Source organism: Bradyrhizobium sp. Unk1 (genome assembly GCF_059512345.1).
Map to the genome: position 1 here is coordinate 395,570 of NZ_JCAMOP010000002.1, position 20,833 is coordinate 416,402.

At 64.9% G+C, this 20,833-nt stretch carries 20 protein-coding genes; 8 read left to right on the top strand and 12 right to left on the bottom strand.

Going from position 1 to position 20,833, the window contains the following annotated elements; genetic code table 11:
* Nucleotides 1-108: 108 nt before the first annotated feature.
* Entirely contained in the window at nucleotides 109-1,074 is a 966-nt protein-coding gene (locus AC5ZFO_RS03890; RefSeq protein ID WP_282519808.1) for an NAD(P)H-dependent flavin oxidoreductase, read from the bottom strand.
* 108 nt (nucleotides 1,075-1,182) lie between these two features.
* On the opposite strand from AC5ZFO_RS03890, the gene AC5ZFO_RS03895 reads away from it, so the two are divergent.
* The gene (locus AC5ZFO_RS03895; protein ID WP_496121424.1) at nucleotides 1,183-2,745 is read left to right on the top strand and encodes an AMP-binding protein; all 1,563 of its coding nucleotides are present in this window, start codon (nucleotides 1,183-1,185) and stop codon (nucleotides 2,743-2,745) included.
* A gap of 415 nt (nucleotides 2,746-3,160) precedes the next feature.
* Here the strand turns inward: AC5ZFO_RS03895 and AC5ZFO_RS03900 are convergent, their stop codons facing one another.
* The 7 genes from AC5ZFO_RS03900 to AC5ZFO_RS03930 all read right to left on the bottom strand — a co-directional run bounded on the left by AC5ZFO_RS03900 (nucleotide 3,161) and on the right by AC5ZFO_RS03930 (nucleotide 8,960).
* Nucleotides 3,161-3,940 (bottom strand): thioesterase family protein, encoded by a 780-nt coding sequence (locus AC5ZFO_RS03900; RefSeq protein ID WP_282519806.1) that lies wholly within the window; start codon nucleotides 3,938-3,940, stop codon nucleotides 3,161-3,163.
* 142 nt (nucleotides 3,941-4,082) lie between these two features.
* Nucleotides 4,083-5,051 (bottom strand): NAD(P)H-dependent flavin oxidoreductase, encoded by a 969-nt coding sequence (locus AC5ZFO_RS03905; RefSeq protein ID WP_282519805.1) that lies wholly within the window; start codon nucleotides 5,049-5,051, stop codon nucleotides 4,083-4,085.
* Between the two features lie 155 nt (nucleotides 5,052-5,206).
* Nucleotides 5,207-6,607, bottom strand: coding sequence for an aspartate ammonia-lyase (locus AC5ZFO_RS03910; protein ID WP_282519804.1), 1,401 nt, complete (start codon nucleotides 6,605-6,607; stop codon nucleotides 5,207-5,209).
* A 27-nt stretch (nucleotides 6,608-6,634) separates the two neighbouring features.
* Nucleotides 6,635-7,174, bottom strand: coding sequence for a hypothetical protein (locus AC5ZFO_RS03915; protein WP_282519803.1), 540 nt, complete (start codon nucleotides 7,172-7,174; stop codon nucleotides 6,635-6,637).
* A 122-nt stretch (nucleotides 7,175-7,296) separates the two neighbouring features.
* Nucleotides 7,297-7,899 carry a YqaA family protein gene (locus AC5ZFO_RS03920; protein WP_081369120.1) on the bottom strand — a complete coding sequence of 201 codons (603 nt, stop codon included), beginning with the start codon at nucleotides 7,897-7,899 and terminating at the stop codon, nucleotides 7,297-7,299.
* Nucleotides 7,900-8,032: 133 nt separating this feature from the next.
* Nucleotides 8,033-8,437 carry a phosphoribosyl-ATP diphosphatase gene (hisE, locus tag AC5ZFO_RS03925; RefSeq protein WP_282519802.1) on the bottom strand — a complete coding sequence of 135 codons (405 nt, stop codon included), beginning with the start codon at nucleotides 8,435-8,437 and terminating at the stop codon, nucleotides 8,033-8,035.
* A 148-nt stretch (nucleotides 8,438-8,585) separates the two neighbouring features.
* Complete coding sequence (locus AC5ZFO_RS03930; RefSeq protein WP_282519801.1) at nucleotides 8,586-8,960, bottom strand: hypothetical protein; 375 nt, start codon at nucleotides 8,958-8,960, stop codon at nucleotides 8,586-8,588.
* 227 nt (nucleotides 8,961-9,187) lie between these two features.
* Between AC5ZFO_RS03930 and AC5ZFO_RS03935 the strand changes: the two genes are divergently transcribed.
* The 6 genes from AC5ZFO_RS03935 to AC5ZFO_RS03960 all read left to right on the top strand — a co-directional run bounded on the left by AC5ZFO_RS03935 (nucleotide 9,188) and on the right by AC5ZFO_RS03960 (nucleotide 16,813).
* A complete protein-coding gene (locus AC5ZFO_RS03935) occupies nucleotides 9,188-10,237 on the top strand; it encodes an ABC transporter substrate-binding protein (protein WP_282519800.1) in 1,050 nt (349 codons plus the stop codon).
* A gap of 90 nt (nucleotides 10,238-10,327) precedes the next feature.
* A complete protein-coding gene (locus AC5ZFO_RS03940) occupies nucleotides 10,328-12,124 on the top strand; it encodes a glucan ABC transporter ATP-binding protein/ permease (protein WP_282519799.1) in 1,797 nt (598 codons plus the stop codon).
* A gap of 176 nt (nucleotides 12,125-12,300) precedes the next feature.
* On the top strand, nucleotides 12,301-13,770 hold the full coding sequence (locus AC5ZFO_RS03945; protein ID WP_282519798.1) for a D-alanyl-D-alanine carboxypeptidase family protein: 1,470 nt from the start codon (nucleotides 12,301-12,303) through the stop codon (nucleotides 13,768-13,770).
* A 191-nt stretch (nucleotides 13,771-13,961) separates the two neighbouring features.
* Nucleotides 13,962-15,647, top strand: coding sequence for a long-chain fatty acid--CoA ligase (locus AC5ZFO_RS03950; RefSeq protein WP_282519797.1), 1,686 nt, complete (start codon nucleotides 13,962-13,964; stop codon nucleotides 15,645-15,647).
* A 30-nt stretch (nucleotides 15,648-15,677) separates the two neighbouring features.
* Nucleotides 15,678-16,232: a DUF924 family protein gene (locus AC5ZFO_RS03955; RefSeq protein ID WP_282519796.1), complete on the top strand. Its 555-nt coding sequence runs from the start codon at nucleotides 15,678-15,680 to the stop codon at nucleotides 16,230-16,232.
* Nucleotides 16,233-16,327: 95 nt separating this feature from the next.
* The gene (locus AC5ZFO_RS03960; RefSeq protein WP_007597501.1) at nucleotides 16,328-16,813 is read left to right on the top strand and encodes a peroxiredoxin; all 486 of its coding nucleotides are present in this window, start codon (nucleotides 16,328-16,330) and stop codon (nucleotides 16,811-16,813) included.
* Nucleotides 16,814-16,968: 155 nt separating this feature from the next.
* On the opposite strand, the gene rnhA is transcribed toward AC5ZFO_RS03960, so the two are convergent.
* The 3 genes from rnhA to ispH are packed head-to-tail and all read right to left on the bottom strand — an operon-like array spanning nucleotide 16,969 to nucleotide 19,388.
* Nucleotides 16,969-17,433, bottom strand: a complete 465-nt coding sequence (gene rnhA, locus AC5ZFO_RS03965) for a ribonuclease HI (protein ID WP_014491534.1) — start codon at nucleotides 17,431-17,433, stop codon at nucleotides 16,969-16,971.
* Nucleotides 17,430-18,413, bottom strand: a complete 984-nt coding sequence (locus tag AC5ZFO_RS03970) for a homoserine kinase (protein WP_282519794.1) — start codon at nucleotides 18,411-18,413, stop codon at nucleotides 17,430-17,432. Before AC5ZFO_RS03970 ends, rnhA begins: the two co-directional genes overlap by 4 nt.
* A 6-nt stretch (nucleotides 18,414-18,419) precedes the next feature.
* Nucleotides 18,420-19,388 carry a 4-hydroxy-3-methylbut-2-enyl diphosphate reductase gene (ispH, locus tag AC5ZFO_RS03975; RefSeq protein ID WP_063985850.1) on the bottom strand — a complete coding sequence of 323 codons (969 nt, stop codon included), beginning with the start codon at nucleotides 19,386-19,388 and terminating at the stop codon, nucleotides 18,420-18,422.
* A 265-nt stretch (nucleotides 19,389-19,653) separates the two neighbouring features.
* On the opposite strand from ispH, the gene AC5ZFO_RS03980 reads away from it, so the two are divergent.
* Nucleotides 19,654-20,349: a DUF1013 domain-containing protein gene (locus AC5ZFO_RS03980; RefSeq protein ID WP_282519793.1), complete on the top strand. Its 696-nt coding sequence runs from the start codon at nucleotides 19,654-19,656 to the stop codon at nucleotides 20,347-20,349.
* A 185-nt stretch (nucleotides 20,350-20,534) separates the two neighbouring features.
* On the opposite strand, the gene AC5ZFO_RS03985 is transcribed toward AC5ZFO_RS03980, so the two are convergent.
* Entirely contained in the window at nucleotides 20,535-20,804 is a 270-nt protein-coding gene (locus AC5ZFO_RS03985) for a hypothetical protein (RefSeq protein WP_282519792.1), read from the bottom strand.
* Nucleotides 20,805-20,833: the final 29 nt, after the last annotated feature.

The window sequence follows — 20,833 nt, forward strand, 5'->3', positions numbered from 1 at the left end:
ATCTGCCGTTAAGTACGGGGCTGCGGAGGAGCGCTCGATTAACTGTGATCGGGAGCGACGGCGCCGCCCCTCCCTCCTCCGCAAGCGGGGCGAGGGGAAGGACGCCGGCTACCGCCCGCCCGCATCGCGATATTCGGCGAGGGTCCGCGCCACGAGATCGTCGACCGCCATCACATCGGTCACACCCGATGTCGCGTGTCCCCCGCTCCAGATATCGCGCCAGCGTTTCGGGCGGTTTTCGCGCGCGTCGACGTCAATGTCCTTTCCGATGTCGATCGCGCCACGTGCCGGCAGATCGTCGGGATCGAGGCCCGCAGCCACGATCGACGGCTTCAGCATGCTGGTCTGCAACCCCGTGAACGCGGTGGTGAGCAGGATGTCGTCGGCGCTGCTGTCGACCAGCATGTCCTTGTGGCGCTCGTCCGCCATGCTCTCGCGCGTCGCGATGAACTTCGTGCCCATGTAGCCGAGATCGCAGCCTAGCACTTCGGCCGCGTGCAGCGCGCGGCCGTCGCTGATGCCTCCGGCGAGCACGATGATGCCGTCAAAGAACGCGCGCACCGCGCGGACGAACGCGAACGGATTGAGCCAGCCGGTCTGCCCGCCTGCGCCCGCGGTGAGCAGCACAAGGCCGTCGGCGCCGGCTTCCGCCGCGCGCTGGGCGTGGCGGATCGAGGCCACGTCCGCCAGCACCAGCGCGCCCGCTTGGTGCAGCGGCTCCAACACCGGCGCGGGCGATCCAACAGAGGTGATGACGATCTCCGGTCTGTGTCGCAGCAGCACGGCGAGATCCTGCTCCAGCCGTGCGTTGGAGCGATGCACGATCAGGTTCGGGCAAAGCGGCGCGGCCTTGCGACCCGTGTGATCTTCGTGTTGCCGCAGTCGCGTTTCGATCTCCGTGAGCCACGCCTCGAGCTGTTCCGTGCTGCGGCAATTCACGGTGGGGAAGCTGCCGATCACGCCATTGCGACAGGCCGCGACCATGAGCTCGACGCCCGACACCAGAAACATCGGCGCCGCGATCAGAGGCAGAGCGAGACGATCACGGAAGTGTTGCAGTCGATCGGATGCCACTCACGCCTCCTTGCGCGGGCTTTGTCGTTCCATCCCGCCTTCCCTGTGCTAGCGTTACGCGCAAACATTGGCACGTCAAAAGCCGATGACAAAGCAACGGGGAAACATATGTCCGATCCGCTCCACGCATCGTCCCCGACTTGCGCGCAGACGCTGCGGGCATTGTCGCGCTATCCCGGCCGCACCGCTTTCGCCTGGCCCGGTGGATCGTTGAGCTATCAGGGCACCATCGACCTGATCGGACGCATCCAGGCCGTGTTCATGCGGTTGGGATTGCAGCCCGGCGCGCGCGTCGCCTTCCTCACCGCGAACCGCGCCGACACCTGGTGCGCCGGCGTCGCCGCGCAATTATCCAGGCTCTGCGTTACCTGGCTGCATCCGCTGGGATCGCGGGCAGACCAGCTCTTCCAGCTCGAGGATTCCGAGGCCGAAATGCTGGTGGTCGATGCCGCCACCTTCCGCGATCGCGGCGGCGAGCTTGCCGCGAGTGCGAGCCGGCTCAAGGCGGTCTTCACCACGGGACCGGCGGACTATGGCGTCGACCTGTCGCAGGCGATCGAGATCGAGGGCCATGCCAGCGCGCATTGCTTCGCCGGCCCCGACGATCTCTCCACACTGAATTACACCGGCGGCACGACCGGCAAATCCAAGGGCGCGCTGCGCTATCACCGCGAGAACGCCGGGGGTGCTAGCGCGATCCTCGCCGACTTCGAGATCCCGGACACCCCGCACTATCTCGCGGTTGCCCCGATCAGCCATGTCGCCGGCACGAAAGTCGTGCCGACCCTGATGCGCGGTGGCACCGTGCACATGCTGAAAGGCTTCGATCCCGAGGCGGTGCTGGCGACGATCGCGCGCGATCGCATCAATTTCACGCTGTTCGTGCCGACCATGATCTATGTGCTGCTTGATCATCCCGCCTTGAGCAAGACCGATCTGTCCTCGCTCGAACTCGTGCTCTATGGCGCTTCCGCGATGTCGCCGAGCCGGCTGGTCGAGGGCATCGAGCGGATCGGGCCGGTGTTCTCGCAGCTTTACGGGCAGACCGAATGCTATCCGATTTCGGTGCTGCGCAAGGCTGATCACGATCCCAGGACGCCGGAGCTGTTCCTGTCCTGCGGCTTCCCGATCTCGACCTGCGAGGTCAGGATCCTTGACGACAACGACCAGGAAGTGAAGACGGGCGAAGCCGGCGAGATCTGCGTGCGCGCTCCGCATGTCATGGCCGAATACTGGAAACGGCCCGACATCACCGCCGAGACGCTGAAGAATGGCTGGGTCCACACCGGCGACGTCGCGCGCAAGGACGAGCGCGGCTACATGTTCATCCTCGACCGCAAGAAGGACATGATCGTCTCCGGCGGCTTCAACATTTTTCCGCGCGAGGTCGAGGACGTGCTGTCGCAGCATGCGGATGTCGCGATGGTCGCGGTCGTCGGCATTCCCGACGAGAAATGGGGCGAGGCCGTCACCGCCATCGTCGTGCCGCGCGAGGGGGCAAAGCCTGATCCGGACGAGCTGATCAATCTGGTGAGGACGCGAAAGGGCTCGGCCCATGCACCGAAGCAGATCCAGTTCGTCAAGCAGCTGCCGATGACCGGCGTCGGCAAGGTCGACAAGAAGGTGCTGCGCGCAGGCTTCTGGAGCGGACGAGACCGGATGGTGGGGTAGTCATCCCGATCTGCAACTTGTGGCAGGCAGCACCGCACGTATTCCCGCGACCGGACCCCGGGGTTCTACGGGTCGCTGTGACCCGCGAACAACAGCTCGGAAGGGACTTTTCAGGCACGCCGTCCGCGCAATTGCAGGCGAATCAACGAATCAACTAGACCGCTGACGGGGCTGGGAAGCGGAGTATCAAATGAGAGTCGCTTCCTTGGAAAGTGCGTTGGCCGCGATCACGTTGATCACGGCTATCATCGTCCTGCTGTGGGAGATCAAGATCGTCTACGGCAGCTGAACTGGCAGGACGCTGGCGTCGAACAGAGACCTCCGGACAAGAAGAGGTTCGCGACCAGGGCATCCCTTCCGCGGCGGCGGAAGTCTGCCGTTCAATCGGCTCAAGGAGCGATCACGGCGCTTGCCGTCACGCTGACCGCTTTTCGATCACCAGACTCTGCACCGCACGGCCGAAATAGCCGAGACGATCCGCGAGCCGCGACATCGCGAGGCCGGCGCCGTCGGGACCGATCCAGGATTCGCCGTCGAGCAAGATCCACTCGCCGACCGGCTGGCGCGACAGGTTCACGGTGAGGTCGGCATTGATGTAGGTCCAGGCGCGGAAGTCGAGCGTCGAGGCGGCGCCGTTGGAAAAGTCGGCGGCGACCACGGCGCGCATCGCCTGCGAGACCGCTTCGCCTTCGACCAGCGGATGGTCGAGGCGAAACCAGATCGCGCCAGCCCCGGCCTGGCCGAAGCGGCCGCGCGCGGCGCGCATCGAGACCATGCCTGCGAACGGACTGGTCGCGCCATGACCATCCTCGACCAGCGAGTCCTCGGGCGACGGCAGCGTCACCGGCAACTCCTTGACGTCGTCCGGCAACGGCTGTGATTGCCGCTTGATCTTGAGCACGGTGGCACCGACGACCTGAACGCCGTCGGCGAACAACTTGATCTCGCAGAGCTGGATCTTGCGCCCCTCGCGCAAAACCTCGCTCTCGATCGTGAGCGGCGCCACCGGCACCGGGCGCATCAAGTCGATGGTGACGCGCGCAACATTCATCGGCACCGGCGTCGGAATGCGTTCCGCCGCCCACGTCACCAGCGCAGACGGCGCCGAGCCGTGCTGCATGCGCCTGTCCCACGGGCCCGCGGCATTGGGGCTGGTGACGACGTTGTTGCCGTCGACGCGATAGATGGCGGTCATGTTTGCACGATATCTCGGCTGGCGTTACCCGGACGCAACGCGTAAGCGGTGCGCTGCAGAGCCGGGGTCCATGTGCTGCAGCGATGGGTCCCGGCTCTGCGCAGCAGCGTTGCACGCTGCAGTGTCCGGGACACGAGAGCGGTTAGAGCGGCGGATCGATCGCCTCGTCATATTCCTTCTTGAAGCGCGCGATCAGATCGGCGGCGGGGATGATGCCGTCGACGCTGCCGATGCCCTGGCCCGAACCCCAGATCTCCTTCCAGGCTTTCGGCTTGGCGCGCTCGCCGGAGGCATCCGTCCCGAAGTTCATCTTGGACGGATCGGACGTCGGCAGGTTTTCCGGATCCATGCCGGCCGCGAGGATCGAAGGTTTCAGATAGTTGCCGTGCACGCCGGTGAAGAGGTTGGAGTAGACGATGTCGTCGGCCGTCGAGCCCGCGATCATCTCCTTGTAGTTCTCGACCGCGTTGGCTTCCTTGGTCGCAATGAAGGCCGAGCCGATATAGGCGAAGTCGGCGCCGAGGATGCGCGCGGCGCGGATCGCCCTGCCGTTGCCGATGGCGCCCGACAGCGCGATCGGGCCGTCGAACCATTTTCGCGTCTCTGCAACGAAGGCCAGCGGCGAGATCGTGCCGGCATGGCCGCCGGCGCCGGCCGCAACCAGGATCAGGCCGTCGGCGCCCTTCTCGATCGCCTTGTGGGCGAACTTCTGGTTGATCACGTCGTGGAAGACGATGCCGCCCCAGCCGTGCACCGCCTGATTGAGCTCCTCGCGCGCGCCGAGCGACGAGATGATCATCGGCACCTTGTACTTGGCGCAGAGCTGCATGTCGTGATCGAGCCGGTTGTTCGACTTGTGCACGATCTGGTTCACCGCGAACGGCGCCGACGGCTTGTCGGGATGCGCGCGGTCATAGGCCGCGAGCTCTTCGGTGATCCGCGCCAGCCATTCGTCGAGCAGCTCCGGCGGCCGCGCGTTCAGCGACGGAAACGAGCCGACCACACCGGCCTTGCACTGCGCGATCACGAGATCGGGCACCGAGATGATGAAGAGCGGCGAACCGATCACGGGGATCGACAGGCGTCCCTTGAACAAGGCAGGCATGGACATAGGCGAAACGATCCTTTGGTGGCGAGCAAATCGAAAGCTGGAGGCCATACCAACAAGGCAATCTTTCCACTGTCAAGTATTGCGTTTTGACGCCGTGGCGGATGCCGTTACCGCAATTCCAACATGCGGAATTCGCTGCGCAAATGCGGGCGGCATCACCCAATCAGATCCGGATTGATCAGCCGCTCGAACGAGAACATCTCGTCCCATTTCTCCTGCGTCAGCAGCTTGCGCTCGACCACCACGATCTGGTGCAGCGACTTGCCGCTCTTGTAGCCCTCGCGCGCGATCTCGGCGCATTGCTTGTAGCCGAGAAGCGGCTTCAGCACCGTAACGATGCCGAGCGAGTTCAGCACCATGTTGCGGGTGTGCTCCTCGTTGGCGGTGATGCCGACGACACAGTTCTCACGCAGGCTGTTGACCGCGCGCTCCATGGTGCGGATCGAGAAGAACAGCGCGAACGAGATTACCGGCTCCATCACGTTGAGCTGAAGCTGGCCGGCCGAGGCCGCCAGCGTCACCGTGGTGTCGAGGCCGATGACGAGGAAGCTGGTCTGGTTGACGACCTCGGGGATGACAGGGTTGACCTTGCCCGGCATGATCGACGAGCCCGGCTGGAGCTGCGGCAGGTTGATCTCGTTGAAGCCGGCGCGCGGGCCCGAGGCCAGCAGGCGGATGTCGTTGCAGATTTTCGTCAGCTTGCTCGCCGTGCGCTTGAGCACGCCGGAGAGTTGCACATAGGCGCCGGTGTCCGAGGTCGCCTCGACGAGATCACCGGCGAGGATGAAGTCGACGCCGGTCAGCGCGCTCAAATGCCGGACCGCGAGTTTTGGATAGCCGACAGCCGCGGTGACCGAGGTGCCGATCGCGGTGGCGCCGAGATTGATCTCGCGCAGCAGCGCGCGCGCCTCGGAGATGCGGTCGACCTCCTCGCCGATCGTGGTGCCCCAACCGCGGAATTCGGCGCCGAGCGACATCGGCACGGCGTCCTGAAGATGCGTGCGGCCCATCTTCAGGACGCGCTCGAACTCGCGGCCCTTGGTGAAGAAGGCCTCCTGGAGCTGGCGCAGCGCCGTCATGTAGCTCTCGAGCCGCAGGATCAGCGCCAGCCGGAACGCGGTCGGATAGGTGTCGTTGGTCGACTGGCCGTAATTGACATGGTCGTTCGGGCTGACGTGCTGGTAGTCGCCCTTGCCGAAGCCGAGCGATTCCAGCGCGAGATTGGCGATCACCTCGTTGGCGTTCATGTTGGTGGAGGTGCCGGCGCCGCCCTGAATGAAATCGGTGACGAACTGATCCATCATGTCGCCGGCGATGACGCGGTCGCAGCCCTGGATGATCGCGTCCGCAACTTTCGCATCGACCGCGCCGAGGTCGCGGTTGGCCATCGCGGCAGCCTTCTTGACGTAACCGAGCGCCTTCACGAAGTAAGGCTCTTGGTTCATCGGAATGCCGGTGATGTGGAAGTTCTCCTTCCCGCGGATGGTCTGGACGCCGTAGTAGATGTCGTCGGCGATCTCACGCTGTCCGAGGAAGTCCTGCTCCGTGCGGCTCATGGGCGCTCCTTTGCTGGCGCTACGTCCTCAGTTCTGGCACAGCGCGCTGGTGACGAAGGTATCGGTGCGGCAGTCATCCGGTTTGCGTTGCCGGCCCGGGATCAGAACCTTGGCCGAGCATTTTTCCGCGGAATCGGCGTTCAGGCTCTTGCCTTCCTTGTAGCCCTTGCTCTGGCAGAGCTGGTCGGCGGCCTGCTTGCAGTCGGGCGCGCCATTCGACGAGGCGGGGCAGGCCATGCGCCCCGACACCATGGCCGACGGCGTCGCCAGCCGCGACAGATCGTTCATGGTCTCGCTCGGGCTTTTGATCGGCGGCAGGATCGAGGGCAGCTTGTCGAACAGCTTGCCCATTTCGTTGATCAGCCCGGGATTTTCCTCGCGCGCGGGCGGCGATGAAGGTGCTGATGTCGAGGGCGGCGGCGCGCTCTGCGGTCCCTGCTCCTGCAAGCCGAGCGCCGGCGGCGCGGATTGCGGCCAACCGGTGCCGCCGGCACCGAGCAGGAGCGAAAGCACTGCAAATATCAGCGTCCCCAGTCGGAGGACCGGATTGCCGGATCGAACCATCATGACGGCAACCGTAGCCGAACCCGGCGCGGCGGCAAAGCGCGGGGTCATCGAGTAAGCATGATCTTTTCGGAGAACCGCTTCACGCGTTGCGCTGACGCGACGCTTCGGGTCCGGATCATTCCCTAGATCAGCTTGACCGCGACGACGAAGCCGAGCACCAGCACGGCGGCGCCGAGCGCCACCCAGAGACCGAGATGCTTCTCGATCCTGACGCGGATCCAGTCGCCATAGCGGTTGAGCAGGATCGCGACGATGAAGAAGCGGCCGCCGCGCGCGACGATCGAGCACAGGATGAACAGGCCGATATTGTAACCGGCAAAGCCCGAGGTGATGGTGACGAGCTTGTAGGGGATCGGTGTCAGGCCCTTGAGCAGGATGATCACCGCGCCCCACTCCGCATAGGAGGCGCGGAAGGCATCGACCTTGTCGCCGAGGCCATAGACCTGGATCAGCCAATGGCCGACCGAGTCGAACAGCAGCGCACCGATGGCGTAGCCCAGCAGACCGCCCACCACCGAGGTCGCGGTGCAGACCGCGGCGTAGAGCCAGGCGCGCTGCGGGCGCGCTAGCGACATCGGGATCAGCATCACATCCGGCGGGACCGGAAAGAAGGAGCTTTCTGCGAAAGCCACGGCTCCCATGATCCAGAGCGCGTAGGGCTTGTGGGCGGCGTCGATGCACCAGTCGTAGATACGTTTCAGCATGGCGCCGCGATGAAGCACCATGGGACGGATTTGTCCATCGCGAGTTTTGTGACGATTTGGCGTGATCTGGAACAGTGTGTCGCGGTTTTCCGAAAGATCGCGCGCAAACAACAACCTAAAGCGCGATGACGCTTTGCTCCGGCTTCACCGCGCTTTAGTGGCGCTTGCGCGAGACGCGCCCTTCCAGCGCGACAATTGGCCGCCTGGCGGCGACGCGCGGTGACGCGACCTTGGGCAGCTTCATCGGCGACTTCGGCAGCTTCTCGGCGATGCCGAGCATGTCTTCCCGCCGCGCCATCTCGCGCCAGACATCCTCCGGGCGCACGCCGGCCGAGGCCCAGAGCACCGTGAGATTGTAGAGCAGGTCGGCGCTTTCCCGGATCACGGCCTCGCTGTCGCCATTGACCGCGTCGATGACGACCTCAATGGCTTCTTCGGCCAGTTTCTTCGCCATTTTGGATGGCCCACGCTGAAACAGCCGGGCGGTACGCGATGTTGCCGGATCAAGATCCCTGGCCGCGAGCACAGCCAGATATAGCCGCTCAAGCGAATCACTCATGGTGCTCAAAACTACCCTAAACCAATGGCTAGCGCGTTAACGCGCGGTGATAAAAGCGAAAAACGGGCCGCCGCGGCAAGCGCGACGGCCCGTTGTGGTCAAGACTTGGTAGCCAGGGACTTGGTAGCCAGGGACTTGGTAGCCAAGGCTAGTAGCAGTTCTGCATGTAGCCCTGGCCACAAAGCTCCGACGGAGCCGTGCCGCCATAGCGCTGATATTGGTAGTTCGGGCCCGGGCCGTAGTAAGGACCGTAGGCGGGGCCACTGTAATAGGCAGGGCCGCCGTAATAGCCATAGCCCGGACCCGGACCGTAATCATAGGCGTAGGCGTCACGGCTCGCCGCGATCGCGAGCCCGGTGCCGACGATGCCGGCAAAGGCCGCGGCAGCCGCCGCGCCGCCGCCGCCGCGCCAGTGGCGACCGCCTGCGTATGAGGCGGTCGGGGCGACCGCGGTCAGCGCCAGCACCGCGGCGGTGGCAAGGACGGCCTTGCGGCCGGCAAACCCCGAAAATCTGTCAAACATGTCCTGGACCCTCCTTGGGACCTCGAATGGTGCCTGACGACAGGCTCATGTCGTTCAAACACCTGCAGCCCATGTTGAGTTCCCCAACCCCAACAGAAGCTGAACGGGGTTGCGTGATCATGACGCAACCCCCGCTCATCCGCCGTTCATGTTGCCGCGCGCAGGCTCATCGCCGGCCGGCGCTGCGAGCGTCACGAAACCACAACAATGCGGGACCGGCGCAACTGATGTTTGCATTCAAGACGATCGCCCTTCGCGGCCTGCTGGCCATTGCAATCTCGCTTGCCGCGCTGGCTGCGCGCGACGTCAGCGCGGCCGAGACTGCTGCGCCGTCCACTGCGATCCACTTCACATTCGATCGTCCCGTCGATGCGAGCATGGCGCCGTTCTTCCTCGCCGCGAAGGACGGCAATTTCGGCGCCGAGCGTCTCAACGTGTCCTTCAATAGCGCAGCCGGATCGCCTGAGGCGCTCGCGCGCGTCGCCAAGGGCGACAGCGAGCTCGCGCTCGTCGACATCAACGAGCTGATCCGCTTTCGCGACAAGGACGATGCCGCGGCGGTCAAAGCCGTGTTCGTGTTGTTCAATCGCGCGCCTTACGCGATCGTCGCGCGCAGGAGCCGCGGCATTCACCTGCTGCCCGACCTCGACGGCAAGACCGTCGGCGTCGCCGACGGCGATCTGTCGATGCGGCTGTGGCCGGCGCTGGCGCAGCAGAACGGCATCAACGCGTCACAAGTGAAATTCCACAAGATCAGCGCCGCGGTCCGCGAGCCGATCCTCTCCGCAGGCCAGGTCGATGCGGTCGCCGGCTTCAGCTATCTCTCGGCGGTGAACCTGCGCGACCGCGGCGTGCCCGGTGGCGATCTCGTGGTACTCCGCTATGCCGACTATGGCTGCGAAGCCTACGGCTTCGCCGTGGTGGCCAACCCCGCTTTCGCCGCCGCGAAGCCCGACGCCGTGAAGGGTTTCGTGCGCGCATTGATCGCCGGCGTCAACGCGACCATCAAGGAGCCGGCCCGCGCGGCGGACGAAGCCACGAGCCGGATCGACGACGGCGACCGCGACCTCGAGCGGGAACGCCTGCGCAGCGTGCTCATCGACAACATCCTGACCGACGAGGTCAAGCGCAACGGCCTCGGCGGCATCGACCCGGCGCGCCTGGACCGCTCGATCGACCAGATCGCGCAGGATTTCAAATTCCGCAAACGGCCGGCGGCGGGCGATATCTTCGACGACCGGTTCCTGCCGCCGGTCGCGGGACGGCTGATCAACTGAGCAAAACCCGCAGCTTCCGCTGTATCTCACCGGCGATCCCTGATTAGAATATGGGCTCACACCGTTTTGTCCGCCCGAGTTCGTCCCCGCATGCCCATCCTCCGTCTCTACACCCGCGTTCTCGAACTGCTCGGCAAGGAGGCGCGGCTGGGCTGGTTGCTGGCGTTTGCCAATCTCCTGCTTGCGGCCTCGCAGTTCGCGGAACCCGTGCTGTTCGGCCGGATCGTCGACGTGCTCTCGGGCAAGACGGTCGCCGGATCGAACTCGGCGTGGCCGTTCCTGCTGGCCTGGGTAGCGTTCGGGCTGTTCACCATCGGCTGCAGCGCGATCGTGGCGTTGCAAGCCGACCGGCTCTCCCACCGCCAGCGCCAGGCGGTGCTGACCGACTATTTCGAGCACATTTTGCAACTGCCGCTGACCTTCCACTCAGGCACCCATTCGGGCCGGCTGATGAAGGTGATGCTCAACGGCACCGATGCGCTGTGGCGGTTGTGGCTCGGCTTCTTCCGCGAGCACTTTGCCGCGATCCTGTCGGTCGTGGTGCTGCTGCCGCTGTCGCTCTACCTGAACTGGCGGCTCGCGGTCCTCTTGTTCGTGCTCTGCATCGTCTTCACCGCGCTGACGACCTTCGTCGTGCGCAGAACCTTCGGCATGCAGATGCAGGTCGAGGAGCACTATAGCGAGCTCTCCGCGCGCGCCTCCGACGCGCTCGGCAACGTCGCGCTGGTGCAGAGTTTTGTGCGCGTCGAGTCCGAGGTGAAGGGCTTGCGCTCCGTCGCCGATGAGCTGCTGGCCGCGCAGATGCCGGTGCTGTCCTGGTGGGCGCTCGTCACCGTGATCACGCGCGCCTCCACGACGATCACGGTGCTCGCGATCTTCACGCTCGGCATCGCGCTGCACGATCAGGGGCTCACCTCCGTCGGCGAGATCGTGATGTTCGTGAGCTTCGCGACGCTGCTGATCCAGAAGCTCGAGCAGGTCGTGAGCTTCATCAACAACGTGTTCATGGAAGCCCCGCGGCTGCGCGAGTTCTTCAACGTGCTCGACGCCGTGCCCGCGGTCCACGACCGCCCCGACGCGATCGATGCCGGGCGGCTCTCCGGCCTCGTCGAATTCAACGACGTCACCTTCTCCTATGACGGCAAGCGGCCGGCGGTCGAGGACCTCTCCTTCACCGCGCTGCCCGGCCAGACCATCGCGCTGGTCGGCGCGACCGGCGCCGGCAAGTCGACGGCGATCGCGCTTCTGCATCGCGCCTTCGATCCGCAGTCGGGCTTCATCAGGATCGACGGCATGGACGTCCGCGGCGTGACGCTGACGTCGCTGCGCCGGAACATCGGCGTGGTGTTCCAGGAGGCGCTGCTGTTCAACCGCTCGATCGCGGAGAATTTGCACGTCGGCAAGCCGGATGCGACCGAAGCCGAGATGCGCAAGGCCGCGGAGCGCGCGCAGGCGCTCGAATTCATCGAGCGCAGCGGCGGCTTCGAGACCAATGCCGGCGAGCGCGGCCGCATGCTCTCCGGCGGCGAGCGCCAGCGGCTGTCGATCGCCCGCGCGCTGCTGAAGGATCCACCGATCCTGATCCTGGACGAGGCCACCAGCGCGCTCGACGCCGTCACCGAGGCCAAGGTGAACGCCGCTCTCGACGAAGTGATGAAGGGACGGACCACGTTCGTGATCGCCCACCGTCTCTCCACCATCCGCAATGCCACGCGGATCCTGGTGTTCGAGAACGGCCGCGTGATCGAAAGCGGAACTTTCGATGAACTCGTGGCCAAAGGCGGCCATTTTGCCGAACTCGCCAGGGCCCAGTTCATGGTTCAGGAAAATGCACGGGCCAGCGTGACGGCCGCCGAGGCTGCGGCGACTGCGGTCAAGTCCCCATAGCATCGTCGAAATTCGGCCTATTTCATCGCGGAATACCCGGCCGAAACCCCTGTTCTCGACGCACGAGCCGGTATAGGTTTGCGACGCCGCAAGCGGCGGCGCCGGATTTCAGAACCGAACATCAGATCACGAGATCCGACCGGAACCGGCGGGTCTCCAAGGACCGGAATCGGATAGTGCACGCCCTTCGCCCGCTGCTTCGCAAGTCCCTGTTCAACCTGTTCGCTGCGGCCCTCGCATCCGCCGTACTGCTTGCGCCGCGCACCGCGGGCGCCGAGGCACTGCTGCTGATCGAAGCTGACAGCGGCAAGGTGCTGCAGGCCGAGAACGCGACCATTCCCTGGTATCCGGCCTCCGTCACCAAGATCATGACAGCCTATGTGACGCTGAAGGCGGTCAAGGACGGCAGGCTGACGCTCGACACGCTGCTCACGGTGTCGCCGACGGCGGCTTCACAATCGCCGTCGAAGATGGGGTTCCGTCCGGGAACACAGCTCACCGTCGACAACGCGCTGAAGATGATGATGGTGAAGTCGGCGAACGACATGGCCGTGGTGCTCGCCGAAGGCGTCGGCGGCTCGATCGACGGCTTCTCGGCGATGATGAATGATACCGCGCAGAAGCTCGGCATGACGCAGACGAGCTACGTCAATCCGAACGGCCTGCCCGCCGACGGCCAGATCACGTCCGCGCGCGACCTCGGCATTCTCTCGCGCTCGTTCCTGCGCGACCTGCCGGAATACGAATACTTCGTGCACATCCCCGCAATCCGCTTCGGCAAGCGCGTCACCGGCAATTTCAACAAGCTGATCGGCCGCTACCCCGGCGCCGACGGTTTCAAGACCGGCTTCATCTGCGCCTCCGGCTACAATCTCGTGGCGTCGGCCACGCGCAACGGCCGCCGGCTGATCGCCGTCGTGCTGGGCGCCAACTCCGGTACTGCGCGTGCGGTCAAGGCGGCGCAGCTGCTCGAGCGCGGCTTCAGCCAGGACAATCTCACCTGGCTCCGCCCCTCGCTCGGCACCGTCGACAGGCTGGTGCCGGTCGACGCCTCGCCGCCGAACCTGCGCGAGGACATGTGCGGCGGTCATCGCAAACGGCCGGCCAGCGACGATGACGACGCACTGATCGCCGCCAATGGCGGCACGTCCGGATCGGCCTCCGCCACCGGCGGCGAAGCCCAGGTCACCTTCTTCACCGCGGGCCTTCAGCCGCCCCTGATGAAGGCCTCCGAGCTGATGGCCTCCGCCCCCGCTGCGGCCGAGCCCGTGCTGGTCTATACCGGCCCGACCCGCACCGGCACCGCCCTGATCGCGGCGGTCGCGGCCGATGCCGACCAGCAGGCCACGCCAAAGCCGCGTGGCAAGAAGTCGCGCGTCGCCAGGAAGCCCGACGCGACCGACAAGCCAGCCGACAAGCCGAAGGATGCCAAGACGGCGGCGGCAAAGCCGGCTGCGACCAAGCCCGACGCCAAGAGCGATACCAAGTCCGCTGCGAAGCCGGCCGGGACCAAGCATGCCGCGGCCAAGCACGATGCGGCGGCGAAACCCGCCGAGAAGCCTGCGGCAAGCGGCGATCAGGCGGCCAAGCCCGCCAAGCCCAAGGCCGCGACCAAGCCCGCCGCCAAGCCCGCCAACAACAGTTAACGGCACCCATCGCAAGCCGCGCCCGCGCTTCGCACCTGCGGCAGAACGGCTTGCGACAATTCCAGTAGCCACTCCCGGACCTTTGTCCTAAGCCTCGAACGGCTTGCCACCCGTTCCGGCAGGCTCGATACTGGCCGCAATGAGGCAAGCCCGAGACACAACGGGCTCTGGTAAATTGAGGGGAGTTTTCCATGGAGCGCATCTGGCTCAAGCAATACCCGCCCGGCGTGCCTGCTGATATCGAGCCGACCCAATACGCGTCGCTGGTCGACCTGCTGGAGGAGAGCTTCGCCAAGTTCGCCGACCGCAAGGCGTTCATCTGCATGGACAAGGCGATCAGCTATCGCGACCTCGACCAGATGTCGCTGGCGCTCGCCGCCTATTTGCAGGGCCGCGGCCTGCAACGTGGCGCTCGCGTCGCGATCATGATGCCGAACGTGCTGCAATATCCGGTCGCAACCGCGGCCGTGCTGCGCGCCGGTTTCGCGGTGGTCAACGTCAACCCGCTCTACACGCCGCGCGAGCTCGAGCATCAGCTCAAGGATTCCGGCGCCGAAGCCGTCATCGTGCTGGAGAATTTCGCCCACACGGTCGAGCAGGTGATCGCGAAGACACAAGTCAAGCATGTCATCGTCGGCAGCATGGGCGACCTGCTCGGCTTCAAGGGCGTGATCGTCAACCTCGTCGTCCGCCGCGTCAAGAAGATGGTGCCGGCCTGGTCGCTGCCGGGCGCGGTGTCCTTCAACGACGCGATATCGGTCGGCCGCGGCCTGACGTTCAACAAGCCGAAGCTGTCGCCGGGCGACGTCGCCTTCCTGCAATATACCGGCGGCACCACCGGCGTCTCCAAGGGCGCCACCCTGCTCCATCGCAACATCGTCGCCAACGTCCTGCAGAACGACGCCTGGCTCCAGCCGGCACTCGCCGCGCCGCCGCATGTCGATCAGCTCATGATCGTCTGCGCGCTGCCGCTCTATCACATCTTCGCGCTGACGGCCTGCTACCTGCTCGCGGTGCGCGCCGGCGGCTGCAATCTGCTGATCCCCAATCCGCGCGACATCGCGGGCTTCGTCAAGGAGCTGGCGAAGTACCAGGTCAACAGCTTCCCCGCCGTGAACACGCTCTACAACGGCTTGATGCACCATCCCGACTTCAAGAAGCTCGACTTCTCCAAGCTGAAGATCTCGAACGGCGGCGGCATGGCGGTGCAGCGCCCCGTCGCCGAGCAGTGGAAAGCGGTGACCGGCTGCTTCATCGCCGAAGGCTACGGCCTGTCGGAGACCTCGCCGACGCTGACCTGCAATCCCGCGACCACGACCGAGTTCTCGGGATCGATCGGCATCCCTGTGCCTTCGACTTACATCTCGATCCGCGACGACGACGGCAACGAAGTCCCGCTCGGCCAGCCCGGCGAGATCTGCGCCAAGGGCCCGCAGGTGATGTCGGGCTACTGGAACAGGCCGGAAGAGACCGCCAAGGTGATGACCGCGGACGGTTATTTCCGCACCGGCGACATCGGCGTGATGGACGAGAAGGGCTACACCAAGATCGTCGACCGCAAGAAGGACATGATCCTGGTCTCCGGCTTCAACGTCTATCCCAACGAGATCGAGGAAGTGATCGCCAGCAATCCGGGCGTGCTCGAATGCGCCGTGATCGGCATTCCCGATTCCAAGTCGGGCGAGGCGGTGAAGGCGTTCGTGGTGAAGAAGGATCCTAACCTCACCGCGGAAGCCGTGATCAAGTTCTGCCAGGAGCAGCTCACCGGCTACAAGGTGCCCAAGCACATCGAATTCCGCACCGACCTGCCGAAGACCAATGTCGGCAAGATCCTGCGCCGGCAGCTCCGCGACGAGAAGAAGGCGGAGGCGGCTTAGGCCGCGCCTTGGTTCATGACTCTTGGGTTCATGACTGACGTCGGCGACATCACGCCGTCGGGCATTCTCGCCTTCTGGCGCGAGGCCGGCCGCGAGCGCTGGTACAAGCGCAGCGACGCTTTCGACGCGGAGGTCAGGCGTCGCTTTTTTCCGCTATGGAAGCGGGCGACCGCCGGCGAGCTGGCCTCCTGGGAAGAAAGCGACGAGGGCGCGCTCGCGCTCGTCATCGCGCTCGACCAGTTTCCCCGCAACATGTTTCGCGGCACGCCGGAAGCCTTTGCCAGCGACGCGCCGGCGCGCGACGTCGCCCGCCGCGCCATCGATCGGGGCGTCGATCGCAGGATCGATCCCATCCTGCTCGAATTCCTCTATTTGCCCTTCATGCATTCCGAGCACCTGCCCGACCAGTTGCATTGCGTCGCGTTGTTTCAGAACACCGACAATGCCGAGAACCTGAAATACGCGCAGGAGCACGCCGACATCATCCAGCGGTTCGGCCGCTTTCCCCACCGCAACCGCCTCCTCGACCGCGATACCACCGAGGAAGAACAGGCCTTCCTCGACGCCGGCGGTTTTGCCGGCTGATGACAGAACGGTGAAAGACGCGCCCCTCGCCGCCAATGTTGTGCAGCGCCGCCGCACGGTCTAAAAAGCGGGACCGATTTTCAGGGAGACTGACGATGGCGATCCAGACTGGCGACAAGCTGCCCGAGGCGAAATTCCGCGTGATGACGGCCGAGGGTCCGCAGGTGAAGACCACCGACGACATCTTCAAGGGCAAGAAGGTGGCGCTGTTCGCAGTGCCCGGCGCCTACACCGGCACCTGCCACAAGATGCACCTGCCGAGCATCTTCCTCAACGCCTATGCCATGAAGGACAAGGGCGTCGACACCATCGCCATCGTCTCCGTCAACGACGCTTTCGTCATGAACGCCTGGAAGCGCGATACCGACCAGCGCGACGAAGCCATCTTCCTCGCCGACGGCAATGCCGACTTCGCCAAGGCGATCGGCATGGAGCTGGACGCCTCCGGCAACGGCCTCGGCATCCGCTCCAAGCGCTATTCGATGCTGGTCGAGGACGGCGTGGTGAAGAAGCTGAACCTCGAAGCGATGCCCGGCAAGGTCGAGGTCTCCGGCGGCGATACGCTGCTGGGGCAGCTGTAAGCTTAGGCCAGAGCTCCTTCCAAGCGGGAAGTGCCGTAGGGTGGGCAAAGGCGCGTCAGCGCCGTGCCCACCATCTTTCCTTGATTGAGAAGAAGCCGTGGGCACGCTTCGCTTTGCCCACCCTACGAAACCGGGCGACGCCGATAGCGCGTCGCCTACTCCCCCACCCGCTGCTGCAACCGCGCCTTCACGATCCCATCCCGCGCGAGTTGATCCGCGCGCTCGTTCTCCGGGTGCCCGGCGTGGCCCTTGACCCAGTGCCAGCGGACCTCGTGCTGCTTCAGCGCCGCATCGAGGCGCTGCCATAGCTCGACATTCTTCACCGGCTTCTTGTCGGCAGTGCGCCAGCCGTTGCGCTTCCAGCCGTGGATCCAGCCGGTGATGCCCTGCCGCACATACTGGCTGTCGGTATAGAGATCGACGGTGCACGGCTTCTTCAGCGCTTCGAGCGCGGAGATCGCCGCCATCAATTCCATCTGGTTGTTGGTGGTGTGGCGTTCACCGCCGTTCAGCTCTTTTTCCTTGTCGCCGAACTTCAGGATCGCGCCCCAGCCGCCGGGCCCGGGATTTCCCGAGCAGGCGCCGTCGGTATAGATCGTGACGATGGGAAGCTCGCTCACGCGACCAGTCCTGACGGCATCAGCCCGTAGTCGCGCACGCTGGAAACGCTCTGGTGGAAGCGCAGCTTGCGAAAATACTCCAGCGGATCCTTGGGCTTGACCAGCGCGCCCTCGGGCACGTTGAGCCAGTCGACCAGCCGCGTCAGCAGGAAGCGGATCGCGGCGCCGCGCGCGAGCAGCGGCAGCGCGGCTTCTTCCGCCTCGGAGAGTTTTCGCACCCGGCCATAGGCATTGAGGAAGGCGCGCGCCTTGGTGACGTTGAACGAATGGTCCGGCTCGAAACACCAGGCATTCAGGCAGATCGCGACGTCATAGGCCAGCATGTCGTTGCAGGCGAAGGTGAAGTCGATGATGCCGGAGAGCCTGTCGCCGAGGAAGAAGACGTTGTCGTTGAAGAGGTCGGCGTGGATTACGCCCTCCGGCAGATTGCTCGGCCAGACCCCGCTCGAGAGATAGTCGAGCTCGGCGGCGAGAAACGCATGCAGGCCCGGCTGGACTTGGTCGGCGCGGCTTGCCGCCGCGTCGAACAGCGGCCGCCAGCCGGAGACCGACAGCGCATTGCCACGCTTGATCGCAAAATTGGCGCCGGCCAGATGCATCCTGGCCAGTCCCTCGCCGACGCCGGCGCAATGGGCCACGTTCGGCTTGCGCGGCCAGACGCCTTCGAGAAAGGTGATGATCGCGGCCGGCCGGCCCGACAGCTCGCGCAGCGCCTCGCCGTCCCCGGCCTTCACCGGCAGCGGGCAGGTGACGCCGTGCTCGGCGAGATGCGTCATCAGCGCGAGGAAGAACGGCAGGTCGTTCTTCGCCACACGCTTCTCATAGAGCGTGAGGATGAACGAGCCTTTGCTGGTGTGCAGCAGGAAGTTGGTGTTCTCGACGCCCTCGGCGATGCCCTTGTAGGAGAGCAACTCGCCGAGATCGTATTGCTTCAGGAAATCCGCAAGCTCGTCGGCGGCAACGTCGGTGTAGACCGCCATAAAAGTCTACTCGGCGGCGGCTTCGGGACGCACCTGGCGCGGCAGCGGGAAGAACTCGTTCTCTTCCGCGGCCGAGACCGTCTCCACATGCAGCGTGTAGCGCTCGGCGAACGCGTCCATGATCTCCTCGACGATCACTTCCGGCGCGGACGCGCCCGCGGTGATGCCGAGGCTCTTGATGTTGCCGAACCTGGTCCAGTCGATGTCGGTGGCGCGCTGCGCCAGCACCGCAATCCCGCAGCCTTCGCGCTCGGCGACTTCGCGCAGGCGCTGCGAGTTCGACGAATTGGGAGCACCGACAACGATGAGCGCGTCAACCACCGGCGCCACCTTCTTCACCGCGAGCTGGCGGTTGGTGGTGGCGTAGCAGATGTCTTCCTTGTGCGGGCCGTTGATATTCGGGAAGCGCTCCTTGAGCAGCGCCACGATCTCCGCGGTGTCGTCGATCGACAGCGTGGTCTGGGTCACGAAGGCGATGTTGTCGGGGTTCTTCGGGACGATGGTCTTGGCGTCCTCGGCGGTCTCGATCAGGGTCACGGCGCCGACCGGAAGCTGGCCGAGCGTGCCGACCACTTCAGGATGATGGGAGTGGCCGATCAGGAAGATCTCGCGGCCGCGCTTGAAGTGGATCGCGGCCTCGCGGTGCACCTTGGTGACCAGCGGGCAGGTCGCATCCAGCGAGAACAAGTTGCGGGAGGTGGCGTCGGCCGGGACCGATTTCGGCACGCCATGGGCCGAGAACACCACCGGCGCGGTGGTGTTTTCCGGGATTTCGGCGAGCTCTTCGACGAAGATCGCGCCCTTCTTCTTCAACCCGTCGACGACGTATTTGTTGTGCACAATCTCGTGGCGAACATAGACGGGGGCGCCGTATTTATCGAGCGCCCGTTCCACGGTGTCGATCGCCCGGACCACCCCGGCGCAGAAGCCGCGGGGAGAACAAAGCACGATCTTGAGGTCTGGTTTGGCTGACATTGAGCGATCTCGGGACCGAATCACCCGTTTCGCCTTCTGGCGGGGGCGGTCAATGGATGGAATGGGGCTTAAAAGGGTCTGCTAGGACTCTACAGGCGTTTCCAAGGGAATTGGGCCCCCTTTCGGGCGCTGTCAAGGCACTATCTATAGCAGAACCATTGCGTGGCTAGCCCCTCCGGGCTTATATAGCGCGAATTCCCTGTCATCGCTGATGACCACCGGTTTCGCCTCCAGAGGGGTGGGCGAAGCACAAAGGAGATTTGCCATGAGCAACGCACCTCTGATGCCCAAGGCGACCGCCGTCTGGCTGCTCGACAACACCGCGCTGACCTTCGACCAGGTCGCCGATTTCACCAAGATGCATCCCCTCGAGGTGCGCGCGATCGCCGACGGCGACGCTGCTCAGGGCATCAAGGGCATGGATCCCCTCTCCAACGGCCAGTTGACCCGCGAGGAGATCGAGAAGGGCGAGAGGAACCCGGACTACCGACTCCGCCTCCAGGAGAGCAAGGTGATTCTGCCGCCCCAGCCGAAGCGCAAGGGCCCGCGCTACACCCCGGTCTCCCGCCGTCACGAGCGCCCGAGCGCCATCCTCTGGCTGCTGCGCAGCCATCCGGAGCTCAAGGACGCCCAGATCATGCGCCTGGTCGGCACCACCAAGAGCACCATCGCCAGCGTTCGCGACCGTACCCACTGGAACACCTCCCAGCTGACCCCGATCGACCCGGTGACCCTTGGCCTTTGCTCGCAGATCGAGCTCGATTTCGAAGTGGCGCGCGCGGCGAAGGAAAAGCCGATCGACGCATCCTACGGCGGCGCCACCCTGCTGCCGGCTTCCGAAACCACTAAGAAGGACGAATTCGAGCCGGCCGAGCGCTCGAGCGACGACCTCAACGTCGACGCCGTGTTCGCAAAGCTGAAGACGCTCGGCGGCAAGAAGCAGGACGAGGAGGAGGAGTAAGGCTCCCCTCTCAATTCGTCATCGAACGCAATCAAAACGCGGCGGGGAAACCTGCCGCGTTTTTGCTTTGTCTCTTCAACAAGAGTAGCCCGGATGGAGCGCAGCGTAATCCGGGATGCACGACACGCCGATGCACGTCTCCCGGATTGCGCTTCGCTACATCCGGGCTACGAACCGAGTTGTACCTACGGCCGCTGGGGATTGTTCAGCATGTATTCGCCGAGATCGCGCTGGCGGCGGTCGGCGCGGGTGGTCGCAGCGTTGCGCTGGACGTCACGGTCCTTGCGGCACGCCACATATTCGGGCGAGCCTGCCGCATAGCCGCGGCTCTGGCAGACCGCGTCGTCATCGTCGCCACCCACCGCTACCGGCGTCTGGTAGCGCGCGGAGCAGGCGGAGACAGCGATGGCGAGCAACACGGCGACAAGCAGGCGCGGCGCGGTGGCGAGTGGCATACGAGGTCCCCTGTTGGCCGGCCCTGTTT